At 54.2% G+C, this 20,484-nt stretch carries 19 protein-coding genes and 2 tRNA genes; 8 read left to right on the top strand and 13 right to left on the bottom strand.

All coding sequences use genetic code 11. The features are described 5' to 3' along the window. Positions 1 to 213: 213 nt before the first annotated feature. The 7 genes from ABIB18_RS09980 to nac form a co-directional block, all read right to left on the bottom strand. Positions 214 to 951 carry an amino acid ABC transporter ATP-binding protein gene (locus ABIB18_RS09980; protein WP_354474084.1) on the bottom strand — a complete coding sequence of 246 codons (738 nt, stop codon included), beginning with the start codon at positions 949 to 951 and terminating at the stop codon, positions 214 to 216. A gap of 12 nt (positions 952 to 963) precedes the next feature. Next, positions 964 to 1,713 (bottom strand): amino acid ABC transporter permease, encoded by a 750-nt coding sequence (locus tag ABIB18_RS09975; RefSeq protein ID WP_013576020.1) that lies wholly within the window; start codon positions 1,711 to 1,713, stop codon positions 964 to 966. Between the two features lie 4 nt (positions 1,714 to 1,717). Then, entirely contained in the window at positions 1,718 to 2,413 is a 696-nt protein-coding gene (locus ABIB18_RS09970; protein WP_354474083.1) for an amino acid ABC transporter permease, read from the bottom strand. A gap of 50 nt (positions 2,414 to 2,463) precedes the next feature. Next, entirely contained in the window at positions 2,464 to 3,213 is a 750-nt protein-coding gene (locus tag ABIB18_RS09965; protein ID WP_354474082.1) for an SDR family oxidoreductase, read from the bottom strand. 133 nt (positions 3,214 to 3,346) lie between these two features. Continuing rightward, positions 3,347 to 4,129, bottom strand: a complete 783-nt coding sequence (locus tag ABIB18_RS09960) for a LamB/YcsF family protein (protein WP_354474081.1) — start codon at positions 4,127 to 4,129, stop codon at positions 3,347 to 3,349. Beyond that, entirely contained in the window at positions 4,126 to 4,566 is a 441-nt protein-coding gene (locus ABIB18_RS09955) for an acetyl-CoA carboxylase biotin carboxyl carrier protein (RefSeq protein WP_354474080.1), read from the bottom strand. Before ABIB18_RS09955 ends, ABIB18_RS09960 begins: the two co-directional genes overlap by 4 nt. A gap of 140 nt (positions 4,567 to 4,706) precedes the next feature. Continuing rightward, complete coding sequence (gene nac, locus ABIB18_RS09950) at positions 4,707 to 5,630, bottom strand: nitrogen assimilation transcriptional regulator NAC (protein ID WP_354474079.1); 924 nt, start codon at positions 5,628 to 5,630, stop codon at positions 4,707 to 4,709. A gap of 369 nt (positions 5,631 to 5,999) precedes the next feature. Here nac and ABIB18_RS09945 point away from each other — a divergent pair, with 369 nt between their 5' ends. Beyond that, entirely contained in the window at positions 6,000 to 7,205 is a 1,206-nt protein-coding gene (locus ABIB18_RS09945) for a pyridoxal phosphate-dependent aminotransferase (RefSeq protein WP_354474078.1), read from the top strand. A gap of 68 nt (positions 7,206 to 7,273) precedes the next feature. On the opposite strand, the gene ABIB18_RS09940 is transcribed toward ABIB18_RS09945, so the two are convergent. Genes ABIB18_RS09940 through ABIB18_RS09930 form a run of 3 tightly spaced genes read right to left on the bottom strand, consistent with a single transcriptional unit; the run spans position 7,274 to position 9,825 of the window. After that, the gene (locus ABIB18_RS09940; RefSeq protein ID WP_354474167.1) at positions 7,274 to 8,260 is read right to left on the bottom strand and encodes a 5-oxoprolinase subunit C family protein; all 987 of its coding nucleotides are present in this window, start codon (positions 8,258 to 8,260) and stop codon (positions 7,274 to 7,276) included. A gap of 11 nt (positions 8,261 to 8,271) precedes the next feature. Continuing rightward, positions 8,272 to 8,982 carry a 5-oxoprolinase subunit PxpB gene (gene pxpB / locus ABIB18_RS09935; RefSeq protein ID WP_354474077.1) on the bottom strand — a complete coding sequence of 237 codons (711 nt, stop codon included), beginning with the start codon at positions 8,980 to 8,982 and terminating at the stop codon, positions 8,272 to 8,274. Positions 8,983 to 8,985: 3 nt separating this feature from the next. Continuing rightward, on the bottom strand, positions 8,986 to 9,825 hold the full coding sequence (locus ABIB18_RS09930) for a transporter substrate-binding domain-containing protein (protein WP_354474166.1): 840 nt from the start codon (positions 9,823 to 9,825) through the stop codon (positions 8,986 to 8,988). Between the two features lie 239 nt (positions 9,826 to 10,064). Between ABIB18_RS09930 and ABIB18_RS09925 the strand changes: the two genes are divergently transcribed. Beyond that, entirely contained in the window at positions 10,065 to 10,985 is a 921-nt protein-coding gene (locus ABIB18_RS09925) for a DMT family transporter (protein ID WP_354474076.1), read from the top strand. 160 nt (positions 10,986 to 11,145) lie between these two features. Next, positions 11,146 to 11,430 (top strand): hypothetical protein, encoded by a 285-nt coding sequence (locus ABIB18_RS09920; protein ID WP_354474075.1) that lies wholly within the window; start codon positions 11,146 to 11,148, stop codon positions 11,428 to 11,430. Positions 11,431 to 11,705: 275 nt separating this feature from the next. On the opposite strand, the gene ABIB18_RS09915 is transcribed toward ABIB18_RS09920, so the two are convergent. Then, positions 11,706 to 11,781, bottom strand: a tRNA-Asn gene (locus ABIB18_RS09915). Between the two features lie 229 nt (positions 11,782 to 12,010). Here ABIB18_RS09915 and ABIB18_RS09910 point away from each other — a divergent pair. Beyond that, the gene (locus ABIB18_RS09910) at positions 12,011 to 12,337 is read left to right on the top strand and encodes an SDR family oxidoreductase (protein ID WP_354474165.1); all 327 of its coding nucleotides are present in this window, start codon (positions 12,011 to 12,013) and stop codon (positions 12,335 to 12,337) included. A 16-nt stretch (positions 12,338 to 12,353) separates the two neighbouring features. Then, positions 12,354 to 13,427 carry a class I mannose-6-phosphate isomerase gene (locus tag ABIB18_RS09905; protein WP_316552685.1) on the top strand — a complete coding sequence of 358 codons (1,074 nt, stop codon included), beginning with the start codon at positions 12,354 to 12,356 and terminating at the stop codon, positions 13,425 to 13,427. A 202-nt stretch (positions 13,428 to 13,629) separates the two neighbouring features. Here ABIB18_RS09905 and fhuE read toward each other — a convergent pair whose 3' ends face one another. Further along, a complete protein-coding gene (gene fhuE / locus ABIB18_RS09900) occupies positions 13,630 to 15,798 on the bottom strand; it encodes a ferric-rhodotorulic acid/ferric-coprogen receptor FhuE (protein ID WP_354474074.1) in 2,169 nt (722 codons plus the stop codon). 427 nt (positions 15,799 to 16,225) lie between these two features. Between fhuE and ABIB18_RS09895 the strand changes: the two genes are divergently transcribed. After that, positions 16,226 to 17,317, top strand: coding sequence for a YncE family protein (locus ABIB18_RS09895; RefSeq protein WP_354474073.1), 1,092 nt, complete (start codon positions 16,226 to 16,228; stop codon positions 17,315 to 17,317). A gap of 129 nt (positions 17,318 to 17,446) precedes the next feature. Here the strand turns inward: ABIB18_RS09895 and ABIB18_RS09890 are convergent. After that, positions 17,447 to 17,522 (bottom strand) — tRNA-Asn (locus tag ABIB18_RS09890). Positions 17,523 to 18,027: 505 nt separating this feature from the next. Here ABIB18_RS09890 and ABIB18_RS09885 point away from each other — a divergent pair. Together ABIB18_RS09885 and ABIB18_RS09880 are read left to right on the top strand one after the other, a co-directional pair. After that, a complete protein-coding gene (locus ABIB18_RS09885; RefSeq protein ID WP_069729732.1) occupies positions 18,028 to 18,951 on the top strand; it encodes a sugar ABC transporter substrate-binding protein in 924 nt (307 codons plus the stop codon). Between the two features lie 32 nt (positions 18,952 to 18,983). After that, positions 18,984 to 20,468: a sugar ABC transporter ATP-binding protein gene (locus tag ABIB18_RS09880; protein WP_159223615.1), complete on the top strand. Its 1,485-nt coding sequence runs from the start codon at positions 18,984 to 18,986 to the stop codon at positions 20,466 to 20,468. Positions 20,469 to 20,484 lie beyond the last annotated feature (16 nt).

Below are 20,484 nucleotides of genomic sequence, written 5' to 3'. Positions count from 1 at the left end.
CTGTTCCAAAGCGGACGTTGCTTGCCTTAAAGTCACTTTCCGGACCGCTGTCGGCAGATGAAATATACGAGCTGCTTACCGTCAGTCATGAATTGACATGCTGATAATATCTTCAAAGACAAAGATACATATGCCGGCGTTATTTCTTAAGCATCTTTTGATGGATAAGCTCTGAGCGGCAAGGCGCTGCAAAGGAATACGCCCTGTGCATAATTAATGGTGCAATAAGTCACTTAAAAACTTCCTGGCACGTGGGTGTTGCGGATGATTAAAGAAGTTTTCCGGTTTGGATTTTTCCAGAATTTTCCCCTGATCCATAAACCAGATTGTGTCCGCCACGTCGCGGGCAAAATTCATTTCGTGTGTGACGCACATCATGGTCATACCTTCACGTGCCAGACTGCGCATCACATTCAGGACTTCACCGACCATTTCCGGATCAAGCGCCGACGTCGGTTCATCAAACAACATCACTGGCGGTTTCATGGCTAATGCCCGGGCGATGGCAACACGTTGCTGCTGCCCGCCGGAAAGCTGTGCCGGATAGGCATTGGCTTTGTGTGATAATCCGACACGTTCCAGCAGTTCACCCGCGTGCTTGCGCGCTTCCTGACGTTTCACGCCGAGCACCTTTACCGGCGACATCATGATGTTGTCCAGCACCGAAACGTGCGGGAAAAGATTAAAGTTCTGAAAGACAAAACCGATACGCGTGCGTAACTGGTTCAGGCGGGTACTGGTGCCATGAATATCCATGCCATCGAACAGGATCTGGCCCTCTTCAATAGGTTCCAGCCGGTTCACGGTGCGGATCAGCGTTGATTTTCCCGAGCCGGACGGTCCGCAAACCACCACGACTTCACCACTTCTAATTTCTGCACTCAGATCGGTCAGCGCCTGATATTCGCCATACCATTTATTAACCCGATTAAATAAGATCATCGGTCGCATCGTCGTTCCTTATTATGATTGAGTCTTCAGCAGTGGAGCCTTCGTCATTTTCTCCGCTTCCGGCATCCGGTTCTGCCGTTTGCGCGTGATACGGGCTTCAAGCTTATTGGCCAGCCACGTCAGGCTGAAACAGATGATGTAATAGCCAATCGCGACAATCGCGAACACTTGAAAAGGTTTGGTCAGCAGTTGGTTATTCACCTGATTAGCGGCAAAGGTCAGCTCCGGCACGTTAATGACGTAACCCAGCGTGCTGTCTTTAATGATAGAAACCAGCTGGCTGACCAGACTTGGCAGCGTGTTGTATAACGCCTGCGGCAGAATAATCAGACGCAGCGTTTTGAAATAACTCATCCCTAAAGCGCGCGCCGCTTCGTACTGGCCGCCCGGCAGCGCCTGAATGCCGCCGCGCACGATCTCGGCGATATACGCACTTTCATAAATCACCAGCGTACATAGCATAGTGCTGAAGCCGCTGATGTTGTGACCGATTAACAGTGGAACGCAGAAATACGTCCAGAACACCACCATCAGCAGCGGAATGCCGCGTAAGCCGTAGACCCAGCAGGCGGCGGGCCAGCTCAACCAGCGGAAAGGCGATAAACGCGCCAGTCCGAGCAGAATACCCACCGGTAGTGCAAACAAAACGGCCAGCAAGGAAATCAGTAACGTACAAAGTATCCCGCCCAGTGGCCCCTGCGGGTATTGCCCCATCAGGAACAGCATCCCGTTGTCGTGCAAAATCGTGAACATCTCGAGCATGTGATTACCTCGCGTAGGCCCGCTGGAACCGGCGGGCCAGCAATGCGCCAGCACCCATCAGCAGCAGAGAGAAGAACAGATAACCGGCAGAGGCCACCAGATACGATTCGAAAGTCCGGAACGTCTGGTTTTCAATATCACGGGTCACGTAAGTCAGTTCAGCTACGCCAATGACCATAGCCAGACTGGTGTTTTTGAACAGCAAAACGGTGTGGTTGAGCAGCGAGGGCAGCGCGTTGCGGATGCCCTGCGGTAAAATAACCGAACGCAGCGATCGGGTGTAACTCATGCCCAGCGCGCGAGATGCTTCGGTTTGCCCTTCAGGAATCGCGCGTAATCCACTGCGGATGTCTTCTGAGAAATACGCCGCCTGACACAATCCGAGCGCAAACATCGAGAACAGAAACTCGGCGTTGAAATCGTTAATCCACATCTGCACAGATTCCGGCAGCAGCGTCGGAATGGCGAAATACCACATCATCAGTTGAATAAGCGTCGGTACATTGCGGTGATACGACACATATGCACGGACGAAATATTCGGCGGCGCGTTTGTGCGTCAGCCGGATGACGACCAGCAGCAGGGCAATGCACATTGCGAACAGCCAGGACCCCAGCGCCAGCTTGAGGGTGACAACCATGCCATCGACGATCATCTGCCCGAACTGACCGGTCAGGACTTTGCTGAAATCGAGCATCATCGTATTTTCACCCTCCTGAATGGTTGAACTGTGGGTTTATAAGAAAAAGATCACAGACCTTCGTCGGGGCGCATGGTGGAAAGGCCACCGGGAACCTGCAAAGTCGGGGTGATTTCGATGTTGCCGATGTTGACGGCAATCGGCGCAGAAACGGCAAACGCCACGCAATCGGCGATATCTTTGGCTTCAGGCAGTTCAAAGCCGTCAATGAAACGGCGGCGGGCTTCTTCGTGATCGCCAGAAACATTGCCGAAAATGTCAGTCGCCACGCGGCCCGGGCAGATTTCAGTGATGCGCACACGCTTGCCGTAGCAGTCAACGCGTAGCTGGCGTGACAGGGCGTGAACCCCGGCTTTGGTGGCGTGATAAATCGAGTTGCCGCCGAAGTTATAAATCGCGGCAATCGAGGTGATGTTGATGACGTGGCCGCGATCGCGTTCCATCATGCCCGGCACCAGCAGGCGGCAAAGATGCAAAACGGCGCGCAGATTCACATCCACCTGCGTATCCACGGATTCTTCATCGGCGCTCAGGATAGATCCGGGACGGGAAACCCCGGCGTTGTTCACCAGAATATCCACGCTGATCTCGCTGCACAGGCGCGTCACGGCGTCGAGGTCGCTGACGTCGAGCGCATACGGAATACAACCGGTGCGGTCGGCGAGGGCGGCCAGCTGATCGGCGCGGCGCGCGACGGCATGAACAATGATCCCTTCCTGACAAAGGCGTTCGACAATGGCTTCACCCATTCCGGCCGATGCGCCGGTCACCAGCGCGGTTTTGTAATCTGAAAATGGCATTGCGACTCTCCTGTTAAACCTCCGGCTCCATCATGTTCTGCCGGTGAGTGTTTTCTGACTGTATCCAGTAATTCTCAGACGGTATAAGACATAAACCGTGTGAGGCGATAAGAGGGGCTTATAACAGCGTGTTTTACCGTGCCATCTGGCGGCGTTGCCGGGCTGGCGGCATCAGCGCGATCTCCATTTCGGCAATAATTTCCCGCAGCGTATGCACCATTTCGAGGGATTCCGGCGTATCGCCGTGAACCAGAATCGATGTCGCATCTACCGGCAACGTCACGCCGTCGATGCTTTGCACCGTGCCTTCGCGCAGCAACTGGCGGATGCGCGCGCGTACCTGCTCTTTGTCATGAATAACCGCGCCCGGTTTAGTCCGGCTGACCAGCAGGCCGTTGCTTTCATAGGCGCGGTCAGCGAGAAACGTACAAATCACCGGCAAATCCAGCGTCCGCGCCATGCGTTCGACGGCGTTGCCGGGCATCGTGCTGATGATCATTTGTGCATCGAAACTCTTCACCGCCTGCAATAACACCCGCGCCAGCCGGGCGTCTTCGGACACCATATTGCCCAGCGCACCGTGGAAACTCATGTGCGTCAGGGGGTAATCCGCCGCTTTAGCAAAAGCAGAAAGCGCGCCAAGCTGATAGGTAACGTAATGCGCCATCACCTCCGGTTCGATGTGCATCCGGCGGCGACCAAACCCGGACAAATCGGGAAATCCGACGTGCGCGCCGAGATCCACCTGATACTTTTTCGCCAGCGCGACGGTTTTCGCCATAATCACCGCATCCCCCGCGTGAAACCCGCAGGCCACGTTGGCGGAGGTGATCAGTGGCATCAGCGCGGCGTCGTCGGCGATGGTGTAATCGCCAAAGCCTTCGCCGATATCGGCGTTTAAATCGATGTATTTCATGCGGCCAGCTCCTCGCGGCGTAAAGTGAAAATCTCCGCACCGTATTCCACGCAGTCACCGTCTTCTACGGACAGGGATTCCACCACGCCCTGCACCGGGCTGCGCAGCGGCAGATAAATCACGCCGACTTTCAGCAAGCCGAGCAGCGCATCTTTCCCGACTTTTTCACCCGGTTGTGCGAACGGAATTTTGTTGAGCGGATGCCGTAACAACACGATGCCGGGGAACGGTGCACACACCGCGTCGGGGGCGGTCAGCGCGGGAAGCGCAGGCGTTTCGTCCGGCATGCGGCATGGCAAAATGGCGGGGGAGACTGGCGCGTATTTCATGCTGATCCGAAAGCCGTTTCCGCTGAGTTCAATCTGGCTCAGGCCGGACTTACGCATCTTTCGTGCGATATCTCGCAACTCGCTGAGTGCTGGTGCTTTTTTTTCCATATTCTTCCCGTCGAAGAGAGAGTGCCCTCGCGCAATAACGACGACAAAACGACCCGCTTTGCGGGCGGTAAAAGCACTCTATCGTGTCACTGCCGACGTCAGGAAAGAGGATTTCGCTTTGCGGTAATAAGGTGTGCTTATTACCCCACCAGCGTCAGTGGCCGGTTATCCACCGTGCGGCTGGCCATCAGCGACAATAAAATCGCTTTGACCGCTTCGGCGGGCTGGGACAGCGGCAGATGGTCGGACATACAAAATGACAGCGCCGCCTGAATATTCGGTTTATCAATTTTCGCCATCCACGAATCCGAGGCTTTGAGCATCGCGCGGGCGGCGGATTCCGGCATGATCGTGCAGCCTAAACCTGCCGCCAGCGCGGCATTGAGGGTGGTTTGCGATTCGATTTCGCACTTAACACGGTACGTCACTGCTTCATGGATAAACGCGTCGTCGATGACTTTACGCATGATGTTGTAAATGCGCGGCAGGAACAGATCATACTTTGCCACCTGCGCCAGACTGATGGATTTCAGCGGTTTGCTCAGCGCGTGCGGGCACACGAAATACAACTCTTCTTTCATCAGCGGTATAAACCGTAATCCGTGAATTTCCCGGTTGCCGTAAATCACCGCCATATCCATCCGGCCATTCATGATCAGCTCGCTGAGCGTGGTGCCGAAGTTTTCATTGAAATACAATACGATGCCCGGATATTGCTGGTGGACTTCTTCCATCAGCGGCAATGCCAGTTGCTGTGCGGCGGTGCCTGGTGCAAGCCCGACAGAAACGCTGCCCGAAAGTGCCAGCGCCGAGCCGTCAATCGCGCTCTGGGCCTGATCGCACTGGCGTAAAATGGCCTGCGCGTGGATATACAAAATCTTGCCCGCTTCGGTCGGCGTCACGCCGCGTTTGGTGCGGATAAGCAGTTGCTGATTCACTTCGCCTTTCAGCGTCGCGAGTTGCTGGCTGAGCGCAGGCTGCGCAATGTGCAGGATATCTGCGGCCTGAGTGAGGCTACCCACATCGACAATCTTGATAAAATATTTAAGGCGGCGGAGATTCACGATGGCATCCTCATCAAGGAAAAAAGTGATGTTTTAAGTAATGTGTATGAAGCAAGATGAGTGCCAACATGCACTAACAGGCTGATTTATGTGCGATATCCGGTTTTCCTTCTGATTTACCCGCCGATTTATTAACTGCATAACCGGATGTTTTCTGCCTTTGTGCAGCCTCCCGAATAATGAAAATCTCCGCCTGCACTGCGCCGGTGCAAATTGCCTGCTTTGCGCGTTCAGCCATTGTTTTGTGTTATGTCACCACAACAAAGCGCTATTGGTCGGCGCGGTCCGCTCCTCATTACTCTTTTCCCTGAAGTGCCTCATCGCTGTCCGTCTTTTTACGTTCGATAAAAATAATGGAATCCCAGGACCATGCCTGATATCGCCGATCGCTTAAAAAATGTCTCTGTTTCTGCCTCCGTCGCCATGACGCAAAAGGCCCGTGACCTCGCAGCTGCAGGCGTGAACGTCATTGCGCTTTCTACCGGTGAACCGGATTTTCCGACGCCCCCTCATGCCACGGAAGCCGCCTACGCCGCCGCGCTCGGCGGTGATACACGTTATCCGCCGACCGACGGAACCCCGGCGCTGCGGGCGGCCATTGCGCGTAAATTTCAGCGCGATAACAACCTGAATTACAACGTGAGCCAGATCCTCACCGCAGGCGGCGCGAAGCAAATTATTTTTAACGCGATGCTGGCGACGATTAATCCGGGCGATGAAGTGGTGATCCCGACGCCGTCGTGGATTAGCTATGCGGATATCGTCAAATTCGCGGGCGGTATTCCGGTGCCGGTGGCCTGCCCGGAGGAGAACAATTTCAAGCCGTATCCGCAGGACATCGAAGCGGCGATTACGCCGAAAACCAAGTGGCTGCTGCTGAATTACCCGAGCAATCCGACCGGTTCCGTGGCTACCCGCCAGGAATTGCAGGCGATGGGCGAGGTGATGCTGCGCCATCCGGGCGTGTGGATCCTGACCGATGACATTTACGAACATCTGATCTATGACGACGTGACATTTTATACGCTGGCCGAAGTGGAACCGCGTTTGCTCGATCGCGTGCTGACGGTCAACGGCGTGTCGAAAGCCTATTCCATGACCGGCTGGCGTTTAGGTTTTTGCGGCGGCCCGGAGGATCTGATTAAAGCCATGAGTAACGTGAATACGCAAAACAGCGGTGGCGTCACCACGCTCACGCAGGCGGCTGCGGTTGCGGTGCTGAACGGCCCGCAGGATTTACTGAAAGAGCGCGCCGAAATCTACCGCCAGCGCCGCGATTACGTGCTGGAGCGGTTAACGTCCGTGCATGAACTGCGCTGTCATAAACCGCAGGGCGCATTCTATCTGTTCGTAAACATTGAAGGCTGCATCGGGAAAACGACCGCAGGCGGGCGTCACATCAATAGCGATGCCGATTTCGTGATGGCGCTGATCGAAGAAAAACACGTCGTCACCGTGCAGGGCGCGGCCTACGGCATGAGCCCGTATTTCCGCATTTCGTATGCGACCAGCATGGAAGTTTTGCAAGACGGCTGCGACCGGATTGCAGAGTTTTGTGCGGAGCTGAAGTCATAATGTCTGAGTCAGAAGCATAAAAAAACGGGCCTGTTCTGGCCCGTTTTCCGTTTCATCCATAGGGCATTTTAAACACCCATGATTTTCTTCACCGGCATAACGCTATCGCGCAGGCGGGTGAGCCACTGGCTGATCTGCGCCGCAACAGCAATGGCTTCGCGTGCATCGCTTTCGATCAACTGAATACTCTGACCGGGCTGAACCTGCGCCAGGCGCCATAAGTCTTCTTCAATAATTCCGGCAATTTTCGGATAGCCTCCGGCGGTGTTGGCGTCAGCCAGCTGAATGATCGGCTCGCCGGCAGGCGGAACCTGAACGATGCCGGGGACTAAACCGTATGAACGCATTTCGATGACTTTCGAGGGCGTGACCGGCGCGCCGGATAAGCGGTAACCGGTGCGGTTGCTGTGCAGAGACACTTTCCACCGCTGCGACCAGAAGCGGGGAAGATCGGCTTCAAACAGCGAATATTCTCCGGCGGGAATAGCCCGCAGTTGCACGCATCCCTCAGTGCTGGTCGGGAATACGTTTGCCAGCGCGATCTCCGGCGGCTCAATGCCCATACCTTGCGCTGACAGGGGAGATGCGGTGGTTTTACCCGCCGCGAGGCGATCGTTTTTCTCCAGCGGTCGTCCGTCTAAACCACCAAAACCACCACGCAGTGCGGTACTGCACGATCCCATAACGACCGGCACGTCAATACCTCCGGCGACGCACAAATAGCTGCGGGCACCGTAACGCGGGAACTGCATTTCCAGTTCCTGCCCTGCGCGGACGGAACACGCCCACCAGGGCGGAAGATCTATACCGTCGAGCTTCGTGCGGCAATCTGCGCCGGTGATGGCAATGCTGGTATCGGCGAGAAACCTGACCTTAAACGGAAACATCTGCACTTCAATGCAGGCGGCGTTTTCGTCATTGTCCAGCATGATGTTGCCCGCGTGAAACGCCAGCGGATCCATCACACCGCTGACGGACACGCCGATATCCCGAAATCCGTTGCGGCCCGCGTCCTGAACGGTATTCAGCGGGCCGGTTTTCACTATTTCAATCACGGCTGGTTCAGTCACAATTCAATCCTTTCTGGCAGAAAGCGCACGCTGTCACCCGGTGCCATGAGTGCAGGATTCTCCGCCTGCGGGTCAAACAGCGTCAGTTCGGCGAATCCGATGGCGTTCCAGCCGTTTGGCCCGGTCAGCGCGGAAATCCCGGTCTGTGCGCCGCCGATGGTCACGGTGCCTTTGAGCATATTCAGCGAGGGGACTTTTTTACGCGGCGTGGCAAGAGACGGATCCAGCCCGTGGAGATAGCCAAAACCCGGCGCGCTGCCCAGTGAAAACACCGTGTAGCAACCCTCAGAATGGCGGCGGATGACCTCGCACGGCGAAAGCCCGGTATGCTGGCAAACCGCGTCCAGATCGGTGGCATGTTGGCCGCCGTAAGTTACCGGAATTTCAATCAGTTTGCCTTGTGGATGTACCGCCTGAGCCTGTTCCCAGGCAGCCACCAGCAGGGCAAAGGTGGCGTCGTAATCTGCCGGTGTCTGGCGAAACAGCACCAGCAGATTGGTCACGCCGGGGATCAGTGATTCGATATCATCACGCGCACGCAATGCGACCGCCAGTGACCAGATGCGGCGCTGGGCGGGCAGGTCGAAATCTCCCGGCGCTTCAATCAGCCATGCACGGCTGCCGATGGTGGAAATTTTAATGTTGTCGCCCTGACTGGCAAGAATAAAAGAGGCGCGGGAAGGCGCCTCGTGCGACGCAGTGATCATCGGTTATTCCAGAGGTTCGAATTTAAGGCTGGAGAGCGGCTGTACTTTGTCTTCGCGCACCATTTTGTATGCGGTATTTGGCCCGATCCAGCTATCCCAGATTTTATCGATGGTGCCGTCGTCATCCATCGCTTTCAGGCTGCTGTTAACCTTCGCCAGCAATGCCGGTTCGTCTTTTTTCATGCCGACGCCAATCGGCTCCAGCGCCATCGGCTCTTTGATCATCCCCAGTTCAATGCCGTCTTTTCCGGCCTGAGAAATCATTTTGATGGCGGTCATGGTGTTGGTCACAAAACCCACCACTTTGTTCTGTTCCAGCGCCAGAAACGCCGACGCGGCATCCTGGAAGGTCACGGCTTTTGCCCCAGCCAGATAAATCGATTGTTCAGATGTTGTGCCTTTGGTGGCGCTGATGCGTTTGCCTTTAAAATCCGCACGAGTTTTATCGACGTTGGGCTTTTTCACCACCAGCACTTCTTTCGCCACATAATACGGATCGCTGAACTGAATCTGCTGGCCGCGTGTTTTGGTATACGCCAGATTGGCAATCAGCACGTCGGCGCGGCCAGTGGCGATCACCGCAATACGCGCTTCAATAGACGTCGGCATCAGATTGAGTTTTACGCCCATCTGTTTGGCTAACGCCGTACATAAATCGACGTCCATTCCCGCCAGCTGGCGCGTTTTTGGATCCGGCGAAGAGAACGGCGGCACATCGGAATACACGGCACAATTGAGTGAACCGCGTGCCTGAATATCAGAAAGAACATCCGCTTTCGCAGAGGAAAAGGCCGCCATCAGTGGCAACGCCAGCAAGGAACAAGACAGTAACTTCAGTTTCATCATTCATTCTCCGGGATTTTTTAATTAGCAGTGTGTGACGACAACTTCCCCTGGCTCACTGTGAGCAAAACTGGCTGCGGTTTCTTTATGAGTCAGCCCGACTATATAAGCTCACCCTTACGTTGTATAAGAAGTAAACCCTGTATGGCGATACGCTTTTTGTATGACCGGGAAAAAGGCGGCTCTGCCAGAATAGCGAACAGATTCATCCCGTGACTCACCAGGAACGAAGGTTAATAATGAACGCAAGAATGGGTATTTCGCTCAAAATATTATCAGCCCTGTGTGCCACATTAATGCTGGCCTGCGTGAAAGGGTTGAGCGGAAATATACCTACCGGAGAAGTGATATTTTTTCGCTCTTTCGTTGCCTTATTCCCGCTGCTGATCTGGCTCAAATTGCAGGGCCCTGTTTTGCCCCAAATTAAAACGAACAATATATTCGGCCATTTAATTCGCGGCTTTTCCGGCACGGGTGGAATGTATTTTAACTATCTGGCGTTAGTGTATATCTCGCTGGCGGATGCCACGGCGATAAGCTACGCCGCGCCGTTATTTACGATGGTCATGGCCGCGGTTTTACTGCGTGAACATGTTCACGCTGCCCGCTGGCTGGCGGTGGGCATCGGTTTCACCGGCATTATCGTCATGCTGTGGGCGCATCTGACAGACAGCGGTTCGCTGCTGTCGGGCAGTTTTAAGCAGGTTTCGGCGGGGCTGGGCGTGATTCTGGCACTGCTGGCGGCAATGTGTACGGCGGTATCTTCGGTGCAAATCCGTTTTTTAAATGGCATCGAAAGACCGGGCGCGATCGTTTTTTACTTCTCGCTGATGACCACGCTGATTGGTCTGGCGACGATTTTCTTCGGCTGGAAAATCCCGACTAGCTTGCAGCTTTTACTGCTCATCGGTTGCGGTTTTTTTGGCGGAATGGCACAGATCCTGATTACGCTGAGCCTGCGTTACGCCGATGCGTCGCTGCTGGCGCCTTTTGATTACACCACGATGGTCTGGTCGATGATGCTTGGTTTTCTGTTCCTCGATAGTTTTCCATCATCTTCCACGCTGGCCGGTGCGTCAATCGTGGCCGCAGCCGGGATTTTCGCCTTATTGAGTGAGAGGCGTATAAACAGAACGGCTATTATCAAATCAGCAAAGTAGGGGAGTAAGGGAGGCGGCAGGCATCCTGATCTCCTCCACGATATCTCAAACGTGCGTGGAACTAAAACAGGTGCTTACAAGTTCAAGGCGGTAAACAGCAAATCGAACAACTTCACGTCCCAGAAAACAAAAGGCCACATCGTAATTAGCGCAAAACGCTGTGGGCAAAGCGGATATTACCGCACTGGCTGATAAAGGTTACTACAGCCGGGGTGATATTAAATCAACACAGGACTTAGGTGCCGTAGCCGTAGTACCAAAAGGCGATACCTCTGACGCAGACCGCAAAGGTCTTTTTAACCGATCATTGTTCAAATATGACCAGGAAAAAGACATTTATATTTGCCCGACGGGTAGCGAGTTTAAGGACAGGTTTACGGTAGTCGAAGATGGGTTAGAACTGCAAATGTACTTTAACCCTATTGCTTGTCGCGATTGCAGTTAGCGGTCAAGGTGCACCGCATCAAAACGCGATCCGAGACGTAGAAGACGGTTCAGGCAGAAAAGCCTACGTGGTTCATACTTGATGAATTTGCGGGTGAAACTAAAAAAACAGATCGCGGCGGAGTAGCAAAGAGATTAATGGTAAGCATGGAAATTATTGCTCTGATGAGGAAGGCAAGACGATAGCATCCTATAAAAGTTTGCCGGGAGAGGATAAGGACGTTGTCAGAATTAGAAAAGCCCGCTCAGGTTTCCCTGAGCGGGCTTTTCTAATTCTGGCTCCTCTGACTGGACTCGAACCAGTGACATACGGATTAACAGTCCGCCGTTCTACCGACTGAACTACAGAGGAATCGGTTGATGGCGCGCAGTTTACTGATTTCTGCCGCAGGTGCAATGGCCTTTTTAACCCTTTGCGCGCGATTGCAGAAAGCGTAATCAGTTTGGCACTCAAGCCGTTCAATTTTACCCGGCGCAGTCACGCTTAGCACTAAAATAGTTGACCACTCAAACTGTTACACCACGTCATCGTCCTTGCGCTTTAGTAAGGGCTGCTAGACTTACTGTCGTAAACAGTAACGATTCAGCCTAAGCCTAAGCCTAAGCCGAAGCTGATCGCTTATTCGGCTACGAAGGCGGCAATCGTTAACTTCTCAGGCAGCCTGGCTGCGCTGCTGGCGGATAGAGGCATTCGCGCCAACGCCGTGGCGCCTGGCCCCATCTGGACACCGTTAATTCCGGCCACCATGCCACCCGAGCAGGTGGAAAGCTTTGGCGGTGAAGTGCCGTTGCAGCGTATGGGGCAGCCGGCGCAGCTGGCTTCATCCTGGGTGATGCTGGCCAGTGACGAAGCGAGCTATATCTCCGGCGCGACCATTGCGGTTACCGGTGGTGTCGCAGTGATCTGATTAAGGCTAAGGGGGAATGATGAAAGCGTATCCATTGAAGCTGACCACGCCAATCGCCAGCCATATTTTTGGCGGTCAGCGCATCAGGCAGCAACTGAGTAAGGCTGGACTGCCTGACTCACGGGTGGCCGAAACCTGGGAGATCAGCGATGTCGACGGCATGATCGCCTCAGTAACCAACGGCGAGCTGGCGGGCACCAGCCTGCGCGAGTTGATCACCCGTTATCCCGATGAAATCGTCGCACCCGGCTGGCGCGGTCCGCACTTCCCGCTGCTGAGCAAATTTATTGATGGCAGCGGAATGCTGCCGGTGCATCTGCATGCCAATGATGAAGCGGCACAGCGGCTGGAGCAGCAGCCGAATGGCAAAACCGAAGCCTGGCATATTCTGTCGGCGGCGCCGGATGCCACCTGTCTGTTAGGGGTGCGCGCGGGTGTGAATAATGATCGGCTCAAAGCGGCGCTGCTGGCAGAGGATTACGATGCGGTGATGCATCGGGTGGCGGTAAAAACCGGTGATACTTTTTACGTTCCCGGCGGGATGCTGCACAGCTTTGGTCCCGACACGCTGATCTATGAAATCGAACAGACCTCCGACATTCAGCAGCACGCCATGCCGTGGAAAATGGAAGACGGCTCGCGTCTGAGCCAGGCGGAGTGGGAGAAGAATATTGATGCGCTGTTACAGGAGCTGCGGCCGGAACTGCGCTGTGAACCTCAGCCCGGTCTGGCGTTGAATAGCGCGGATCTGACCCGACTGTTTTGCTGTGCCGGGCCCTATTTTGCGCTGGAACGCTGGCAGTTTAGCCAGCCACAACGCCTGAGTTTCAATCGCGCGCGCATTCTCTCTAACCTCGGTGAGCCGCTAACGGTAACGGCTAATGGCGTCACGGTGGAAATCGGGCGGGCGGAGTCAGTGTTGTTACCCGCCGCGTTAGATGAAGTGACCCTGCAGCCTGCGGGCGAGGTATTGATTGGCTATGTGCCGGATCTGGCTGCTGAAGTTGTGCAGCCGCTCCAGCAGGCCGGTTATAGCGATCGGGCAATTGCCGCGCTGGGTGATATTCCGCAGTTAACACAGCAGGGATAATGCTTCCCTGCAGCAGTCAGGGGCAGGGCGAGACCCGCGCGGGAATGATGCGCATTGCAGCGGGTTTTACCCCTTAACGTGCTCTTTTGTAACTTTTTGACGCTGTAAACAGCAACCCTGACGCCAGAACCGCCGCAGCCTGATGCGCTGCGGCCGTTTTTAAACCTGCAAACCAGGCAACGCGCGTATCTACCCCGGCGGATCAGAACTGCCAGGAAACGCTGACGTTGATGTTGCGCGGCTCACCGTAAACGTAGCTGTTCATATAGCTGTAGTACTCGCGATCAAACAGATTATCGACGTTAGCCTGCAGCGCAACCTGCCGGTTAATCTGATAACGGGCAAACAGCGAGGCCAGCGGATAGCTGCCCTGGTAAACGCGCACGCTATCGCCGCTGGCGTTGGTGGAATCTTCGAACACCCGGTTCTGCCAGTTAAGGCCGCCGCCGAGCGTAAGATCGGGCAGCATTGGCAACTGGTAGCGGGTGAAGAATTTAAAGGACGTTTGCGGCTGATAGCTGTTGAAGCGGCCACTCTTGTCCCGTGCGACATAGCGGGTTGCGCCAAAGGTCAGCTGCAGATAATCGGTCAACGCTCCGTTCAGTTCGAACTCGGCACCTTTACTTACTGCGCCTTTCGCCGGCGCATAAGCCTGCTCGCTGCCGCTGAGATACACCCCGTCAAGCGCCTGACCCACGTTGTCCTGCTCAATGCGGAAGATCGCGACGGTTGCAGTCAGCCGGCCGTCGTACCACGCCGATTTCAGTCCGGTCTCGTAGCTTTTACCGGTGACCGGCGCCAGATATTTCCCGCGGGTATCGCGATAGGTTTGCGGCAGGAAGATCGCGGTATAGCTGCCATACGCGGACCAGGTATCGTTGATGTCGTACACCAGGCCGGCATAAGGCGTGGTGTTGTTTTTGGTCATATCTCCGCTGCTGCCCTCGGTGCTCCATTGGGTATAACGCGCGCCAATAATCAACGACAGCGGATCGGTCAGCGAGAAGCGTGCTGCACTATAAGCCGATTTCTGACGGATGGTGTCGTTCGCATTGAGATACCAGCCCTGCCATTCAGGTTCGGCAATATTGCCACTCCAGCTGTTGTTGAAGATGCCCATATCTTCAGCGGTGATTTCGCCTGCCCCGGCATTGCTGACCCCATCCTGACTCCAGGTCGCGTTATGCTGGCGGCTGTAGCTGATGCCCGCCATCAACAGGTGCTGACGGCCCAACAGCGCAAACGGACCGCTGGCGAAACCATCGAAGGAATCCACCTTACGCTTTCCGCGGTCCATGCTGCCGAAACCGGTGGTGCCTTCGCCGCTATCCTGATCGGCACTGCCCATTACGTAGAGCAGCTTATCGCTGAAGGTATTCTCGGCGTGGGTCCCGTTAAAGTGAACGTTCCAGCCGTTATCAAAGTTGTGATCGATATCGGCGAAAACTTTGCGGGCATTGGTGTTGTAACGCGCCCAGTTGGCCGCTGAATTCAGGCTGCGATCGTAGTGGGTGGTGGCGTTGTTGCTGTAAAACATCGGCAGACCGCCCCAGGTGGGATTGCCGGTGTTGTTATCTTCATAATCGTAACCCAGCGACAGGGTAGTTCGTTCGCTCAGGTCGGCATCGATAACGCCATAAACAAACTTTTTGGTTTTATGATAGCGGTCCAGCCAGCTGTCCTGATCGGTATAGCCGGTGACGACCCGGCCGCGCAGGCTGCCATCACTGTTTAGCGGGGCTGAGAGATCCGCCACATAACGCTGCTTATTCCAGCTGCCGTAGCTGGCATCCAGCGTACCGGTGAAGGTTTTACTGTCGGCATGTTTACGTACCATATTAATCGAGGCGGCAGGGCTGCCTGCTCCGCTCATCAGCCCGGTAGCGCCACGGACGATTTCGATGCGATCGTAAATCGCCGTATCAGAGGCCGCATCGCCGTAGTTCCACGCATCGTTGACCGAAGTGGGGATGCCGTCGTAGGTGAAATTACTCACCTTAAAGCCGCGCGAATAGTATTCAGAACGTTCACTGTCGATCAGATTAGTCGAGATACCGGTGGCATTGGTCAGAACATCGTTAACCGATTGCAGATCCTGATCTTTCATCCGCTGCTGGGTCACTACGCTGACCGATTGCGGGACGTCTCGCGGCGTTAACAGCAGTTTTGTACCAGCCCGGGTGGTCTGAACAGCATAGTCCTGCTCAGAGCTGCGGTTGTCATTGTCGGGGGCGGCCTTCACCACCAGATCCTGCTGTGACTCCTCAGCCGCCTGTGCCAGCCGGGGAGTGAACAGCGCCGGTACCGCCACTGCCAGCAACGAAACGCGAAAGGTTTTCCTGAAGCCTGATTCCATGCCGTTTAAAGACATAATAGTTTCCGTAAGCAATGATTATTATTTTTAAGCCGTTACGCTTTTTCAGTGAGCTTCGCGCGCCTTTACCCTGGTGAAATCAGCAGGGAATGATGATTTGCGAATGCCAATGATAATCATTTGCTTTATATTTTTTCGGAATGATTCAACACCAAGTGTAAGAAGATGTAAAGGTTTTGATAATCAAACAGATAAAAGCATTTTAATCCGGATAGTAACGGATGTTTACAGGTTTTCAGGGCTGTAAAAAGGGGCGGCTGACGCTAAATAGCGGCAACAAAAGCCGAATCGGACATCAATCAAGCGGGAAATGCGGGCCGCAATCTGCCGGTTAAGTTGATTACCGGTTGTTAATGCGTATGATTCTCATTCTTCCGCGCGGCCACACTGGACCGGCGCGATTCATCCCTTGATGGAGTTCAGCATGAAATCGTTGTTTAGTCCGCGCAAAGCCGCTGTTGCCCTGGCCGTTGCCGCGGCCTTTAGCCTGACCGCCTGTCAGGCGCCGGCCAAAAAAGTTGACGCGCCTGCTGCTGAAGCAGCAAAACCGGTTGATACGGCGATAACGCAACGCGCGCTGGGAGAGGGTCTGTACGAGATGGCCTATTCGCCGGCGTCCAAAGCGCTGTTTGTTGCCAGTGCTCAGGCGTTTAAGGATGTGAATGGCGGCATGATCTATCGCCTCGATCCAGCCACGCTGGATACCAAAGGCGAAACCCATACCGACCTGAAAAATTTCGGTACCGCCATCGATCGGCAGGGCAGCGTGTTCTATACCACCAACTCGCTGGATGGCGCGCTCTCCAAAGTGGATGCGCAGAGCGGCAAAGTGCTGCAGCGGCTGGTATTCCCCGGCAAGATCAGCAAAGAGGGTTATCCTGCCGGTGCGCGTGAAGTGCTGTGGCACGGCAACGAGTTATACGTCGGCCGGGTCGCCGATCCTGGCTATATCTCGGTGGTGGATACCAAAACCTTTAAGCTGAAAACCGAGATTAAAAATGCCGGTAAATGGGTCACCGGCATCATCTATTCCCCGCTGACCGAACGTATTTATGCCGCCAACGGTTCCGGCGAAATCCTGGTCATCAATCCGCGCAGTCACAAAATCGAAAAACGCCTGACCGCGGGTGATGGCAAAGAGTACCTTTTCCTTAATATGGCGGAAGATCCGGCTACCGGCCGTCTGTTTGTCACTGACGATTCCAAAGCCAAAACCACGCTGGTGTTCGACGAACGGAGCGGGAAGGTGATCAAACGTATCGAAGGCGATGCGCTGGGCATTAAGTTCAACCCGCAGCGAAATGAACTCTACATCAGTCAGCGTGAATCGAAAAAAGTGCTGCAACTGGACGCCACCACCTACGCGGTGAAAAAGAGCTGGTCGTTTGATAAAAACCCTAACAGCCTGCTGATTGGACCGGATAACGCCACGCTGTACGTCACCCTGAAGGCCGAGTTTAATGAGGACTCGTCTACCAAAGGCACTGACGAAATCGTGCGGATTGCGCTGAAGTAATCGCCACCGCGCCTGTCCGGCTATGCCGCGCAGGCGCTGATGAAGCAGCACGGCTGCGGCACGCTGCCGCCATAAAAAGACAACAGCAAAAAGCCCGCTCAGGTTTCCCTGAGCGGGCTTTTCTAATTCTGGCTCCTCTGACTGGACTCGAACCAGTGACATACGGATTAACAGTCCGCCGTTCTACCGACTGAACTACAGAGGAATTGCTGGAACGGGGCGAATATTAGCGGCGTGGGTTCAGCTTGTCAAAGCCCTCTTTGATGAATTGCGTTCAGATGCTCGTAAAAGCAGCGGATCGGCGTTTTTTTAGGGTTTTCGGTGACTTTTCAAACTGCCAACAGGATCTCAATTTAAAGGCATTTCTCCACAGATGTTAGATGCGTGTCAAAGTTTTGTTATTTGGCGATGTTAAAACAATCATTTCAGTGCTTTTATGATAAAAATTTCAAAACGTGATTATATGGAATAAATAAACTGCTTATCATCACGGACGCAACCTTTCTGAAAAAGTAAAACGTCATTTTGAAATTAACTGTTTGTGAATCAAGTGATTGTGAAAAGGAGTGGTCGGTCACAAAAATAGCCAGAAGCGGAAGTCTTACCTCAAATTTACCGAAACAGACGCCAGCCCGGTTGGATGAATGTAAAAGATATTTTTCATTCGCAGTGTCAGCCACTGAGCAAGTTAACAAATAAGAAGGGTCCCTATGAACATTAAAAAAACGATTGTCGCCTCACTGTTAGCCTGCATGTTGCCTGCCGCCGTCATGGCAAAAGATCTCTCGGTTGGTGTCTCTATGGCACTGTTTGACGACAACTTTCTCACCATCCTGCGCACCTCAATGCAGAAAGAGATGCAGAAAGATGGCGTTAAAGGTCAGGTAGAAGATGCCAAAGGTGACGTTTCACAGCAGCTGCAACAGGTTCAGACCTTCATCGGTCAGGGCGTTGACGCCATCATCGTCAACCCGGTCGACACCAACGCGGTGAAGCCGATTATGGATCAGGCCAGTAAAGCCGGTATCCCGCTGATCTTCGTTAACCGTCGTCCACAGGCTGAGCTGACCGACAAAATGGCCTACGTCGGTTCCGATTCCGAACTGGCCGGACGTTTACAAATGGAAGCACTCGCCAAAGCGATGAACGGCAAAGGCAACGTCGCCATTCTGATGGGCGACCTGGCGAATGAATCGACCCGTGACCGCACCAAAGGGGTAGAAGAAGTCGCCGCAAAATTCCCCGGCATCAAAATCGTGCAGAAGCAGACCGCAAAATTCATGCGTAACGACGCGGTGGATGTGGTCAGCAACTGGATGACCGCTGGCAACGACATCAACGCCATCGCCTCAAACAACGATGAAATGGCAATCGGTGCCTTACAGGCGCTGGGTAAGAATCCCGACAAAATCCTGATTGCTGGCGTCGACGGCACGCCAGATGCGTTACAGATGCTGAAGCAAGGCAAGATGATCGCCACCGTGTTCCAGGATGCGCAGGGCCAGGGTGAAGGCGCGGTTCAGGCTGCGGTGAAACTGGCGAAGGGCGAAAAAGTACAGAAAGTTATCAATATCCCTTACCAGTTGATTACCAAAGAAAATATGGACCAGTTTACCCAGCGTAATCTGAAATAATCGTTCCCGACCCAGCTGTACGGAGGTGATGTATGACCGCTTTTGCGCTTGAAGCCGAAGGCATCAGCAAGTTCTTCCCTGGGGTGAAGGCACTCGACAACGTCTCGTTGCGGGTGCGTCCGGGAACGGTACATGCCTTGATGGGCGAAAATGGCGCGGGCAAATCCACTTTAATGAAGTGCCTTATCGGGATGTATCGTCCCGATAAGGGCACCATCCGCATTAAAGGGGAGCCGGTGCAGTTTCAGGACACTATGGATGCCTTGCGTTCCGGTGTCTCGATGATCCACCAGGAACTGAATCTGGTGCCGTACATGACGGTGGCCGAGAATATCTGGCTGGGTCGTGAACCGATGAAGTTTGGCTTTGTCGATCACGCCCGCCTGAACCAGATGACGCAGACGCTGCTGAACCGACTGAACATCCGCCTGAAAGCCGATCGTATGGTCGGCGATCTGAGTATCGCATCGCAGCAGATGGTGGAAATTGCCAAAGCCGTTTCGTGGGATTCCGACATCGTCATTATGGATGAGCCCACCTCCGCGTTAACTGAAACGGAAGTTGCGCATCTGTTCACCATCATCCGTGACCTGCGTGAGCAGGGCAAGGCCATCATCTATATCAGTCACAAGATGGATGAGATTTTCACCATCACCGACGAAGTGAGTATTTTCCGCGACGGCAGCTGGATTGGCAGCGACCAGACGGCGAAATACACCCGCCAGTCATTAATCACCCAAATGGTCGGGCGTGAACTGACCCAGCTGTTCCCGAAATTCAACAACGATATCGGCGAAGATGTGCTGACGGTTCGTAATCTGAGCTGTAAAGACCGCTTCACCGATATCAACTTCAGCGTTCGCCGTGGCGAGATCCTCGGCGTGGCCGGTCTGGTAGGCGCGGGCCGCAGCGAGGTGATGGAAAGCCTGTTCGGCATGGAAAGCTTCGATAGCGGTGAAATTTTAATTGATGGTGTGCCGGTCAATATCGACTCGCCGTCCACCGCGATTGAGAAGGGGATGGCGTTTCTCACCGAGGATCGCAAAAAGTCCGGGCTGTTTCTGGTGCTATCGGTGATGGAGAACATGAGCATCGTCAACATGCCGGAGTACAGCGGGAAAAGTGGTTTTGTCAGCCATGTGAAGATGGCGCAGGACTGCATGGATCAAATCCGGCGACTCAACATCAAAACCCCGACCATGGATCAGATCATCAACAACCTCAGCGGCGGCAATCAGCAAAAGGTATTGATTGCCCGCTGGCTGCTGGCGCAACCCAAGATCCTGATTCTGGATGAACCGACGCGCGGTATCGACGTCGGGGCAAAAGCGGAGATTTACCGCTTAATCAGTGAACTCGCCAACCGTGGCGTAGCCATCATTATGGTGTCGTCTGAATTGCCGGAAATTCTCGGCATGAGCGACCGGGTAATGGTGATGCACGGCGGGCGTATAACCGGCATCCTCGATAAAGAAGAAGCCGATCAGGAAACCATTCTGTCGTTGGCATCCGAGTGAGGCGCGAGACAACTAT

This window comes from Pantoea sp. UYEF8 (assembly GCF_040546285.1).
In the GTDB taxonomy this organism is placed as follows: domain Bacteria; phylum Pseudomonadota; class Gammaproteobacteria; order Enterobacterales; family Enterobacteriaceae; genus Pantoea; species Pantoea brenneri.
The sequence above is the reverse complement of the archived record's forward strand: the minus strand, read 5'-3'. Positions and strand labels throughout refer to the sequence as shown.

What these genes read in the sequence shown, in the direction of transcription:
- ABIB18_RS09925 (WP_354474076.1), top strand. Translation starts at nt 10,065, where the DNA reads ATGAACGCAAGAATGGGTATTTCGCTCAAAATATTATCAGCCCTGTGT.
- ABIB18_RS09975 (WP_013576020.1), bottom strand. Translation starts at nt 1,713, where the DNA reads ATGCTCGAGATGTTCACGATTTTGCACGACAACGGGATGCTGTTCCTG.
- ABIB18_RS09955 (WP_354474080.1), bottom strand. Translation starts at nt 4,566, where the DNA reads ATGGAAAAAAAAGCACCAGCACTCAGCGAGTTGCGAGATATCGCACGA.
- fhuE (WP_354474074.1), bottom strand. Translation starts at nt 15,798, where the DNA reads ATGTCTTTAAACGGCATGGAATCAGGCTTCAGGAAAACCTTTCGCGTT.
- pxpB (WP_354474077.1), bottom strand. Translation starts at nt 8,982, where the DNA reads ATGATCACTGCGTCGCACGAGGCGCCTTCCCGCGCCTCTTTTATTCTT.
- ABIB18_RS09880 (WP_159223615.1), top strand. Translation starts at nt 18,984, where the DNA reads ATGACCGCTTTTGCGCTTGAAGCCGAAGGCATCAGCAAGTTCTTCCCT.
- ABIB18_RS09970 (WP_354474083.1), bottom strand. Translation starts at nt 2,413, where the DNA reads ATGATGCTCGATTTCAGCAAAGTCCTGACCGGTCAGTTCGGGCAGATG.
- ABIB18_RS09945 (WP_354474078.1), top strand. Translation starts at nt 6,000, where the DNA reads ATGCCTGATATCGCCGATCGCTTAAAAAATGTCTCTGTTTCTGCCTCC.
- ABIB18_RS09905 (WP_316552685.1), top strand. Translation starts at nt 12,354, where the DNA reads ATGATGAAAGCGTATCCATTGAAGCTGACCACGCCAATCGCCAGCCAT.
- ABIB18_RS09885 (WP_069729732.1), top strand. Translation starts at nt 18,028, where the DNA reads ATGAACATTAAAAAAACGATTGTCGCCTCACTGTTAGCCTGCATGTTG.
- ABIB18_RS09895 (WP_354474073.1), top strand. Translation starts at nt 16,226, where the DNA reads ATGAAATCGTTGTTTAGTCCGCGCAAAGCCGCTGTTGCCCTGGCCGTT.
- ABIB18_RS09960 (WP_354474081.1), bottom strand. Translation starts at nt 4,129, where the DNA reads ATGAAATACATCGATTTAAACGCCGATATCGGCGAAGGCTTTGGCGAT.
- ABIB18_RS09930 (WP_354474166.1), bottom strand. Translation starts at nt 9,825, where the DNA reads ATGAAACTGAAGTTACTGTCTTGTTCCTTGCTGGCGTTGCCACTGATG.
- ABIB18_RS09965 (WP_354474082.1), bottom strand. Translation starts at nt 3,213, where the DNA reads ATGCCATTTTCAGATTACAAAACCGCGCTGGTGACCGGCGCATCGGCC.
- ABIB18_RS09980 (WP_354474084.1), bottom strand. Translation starts at nt 951, where the DNA reads ATGCGACCGATGATCTTATTTAATCGGGTTAATAAATGGTATGGCGAA.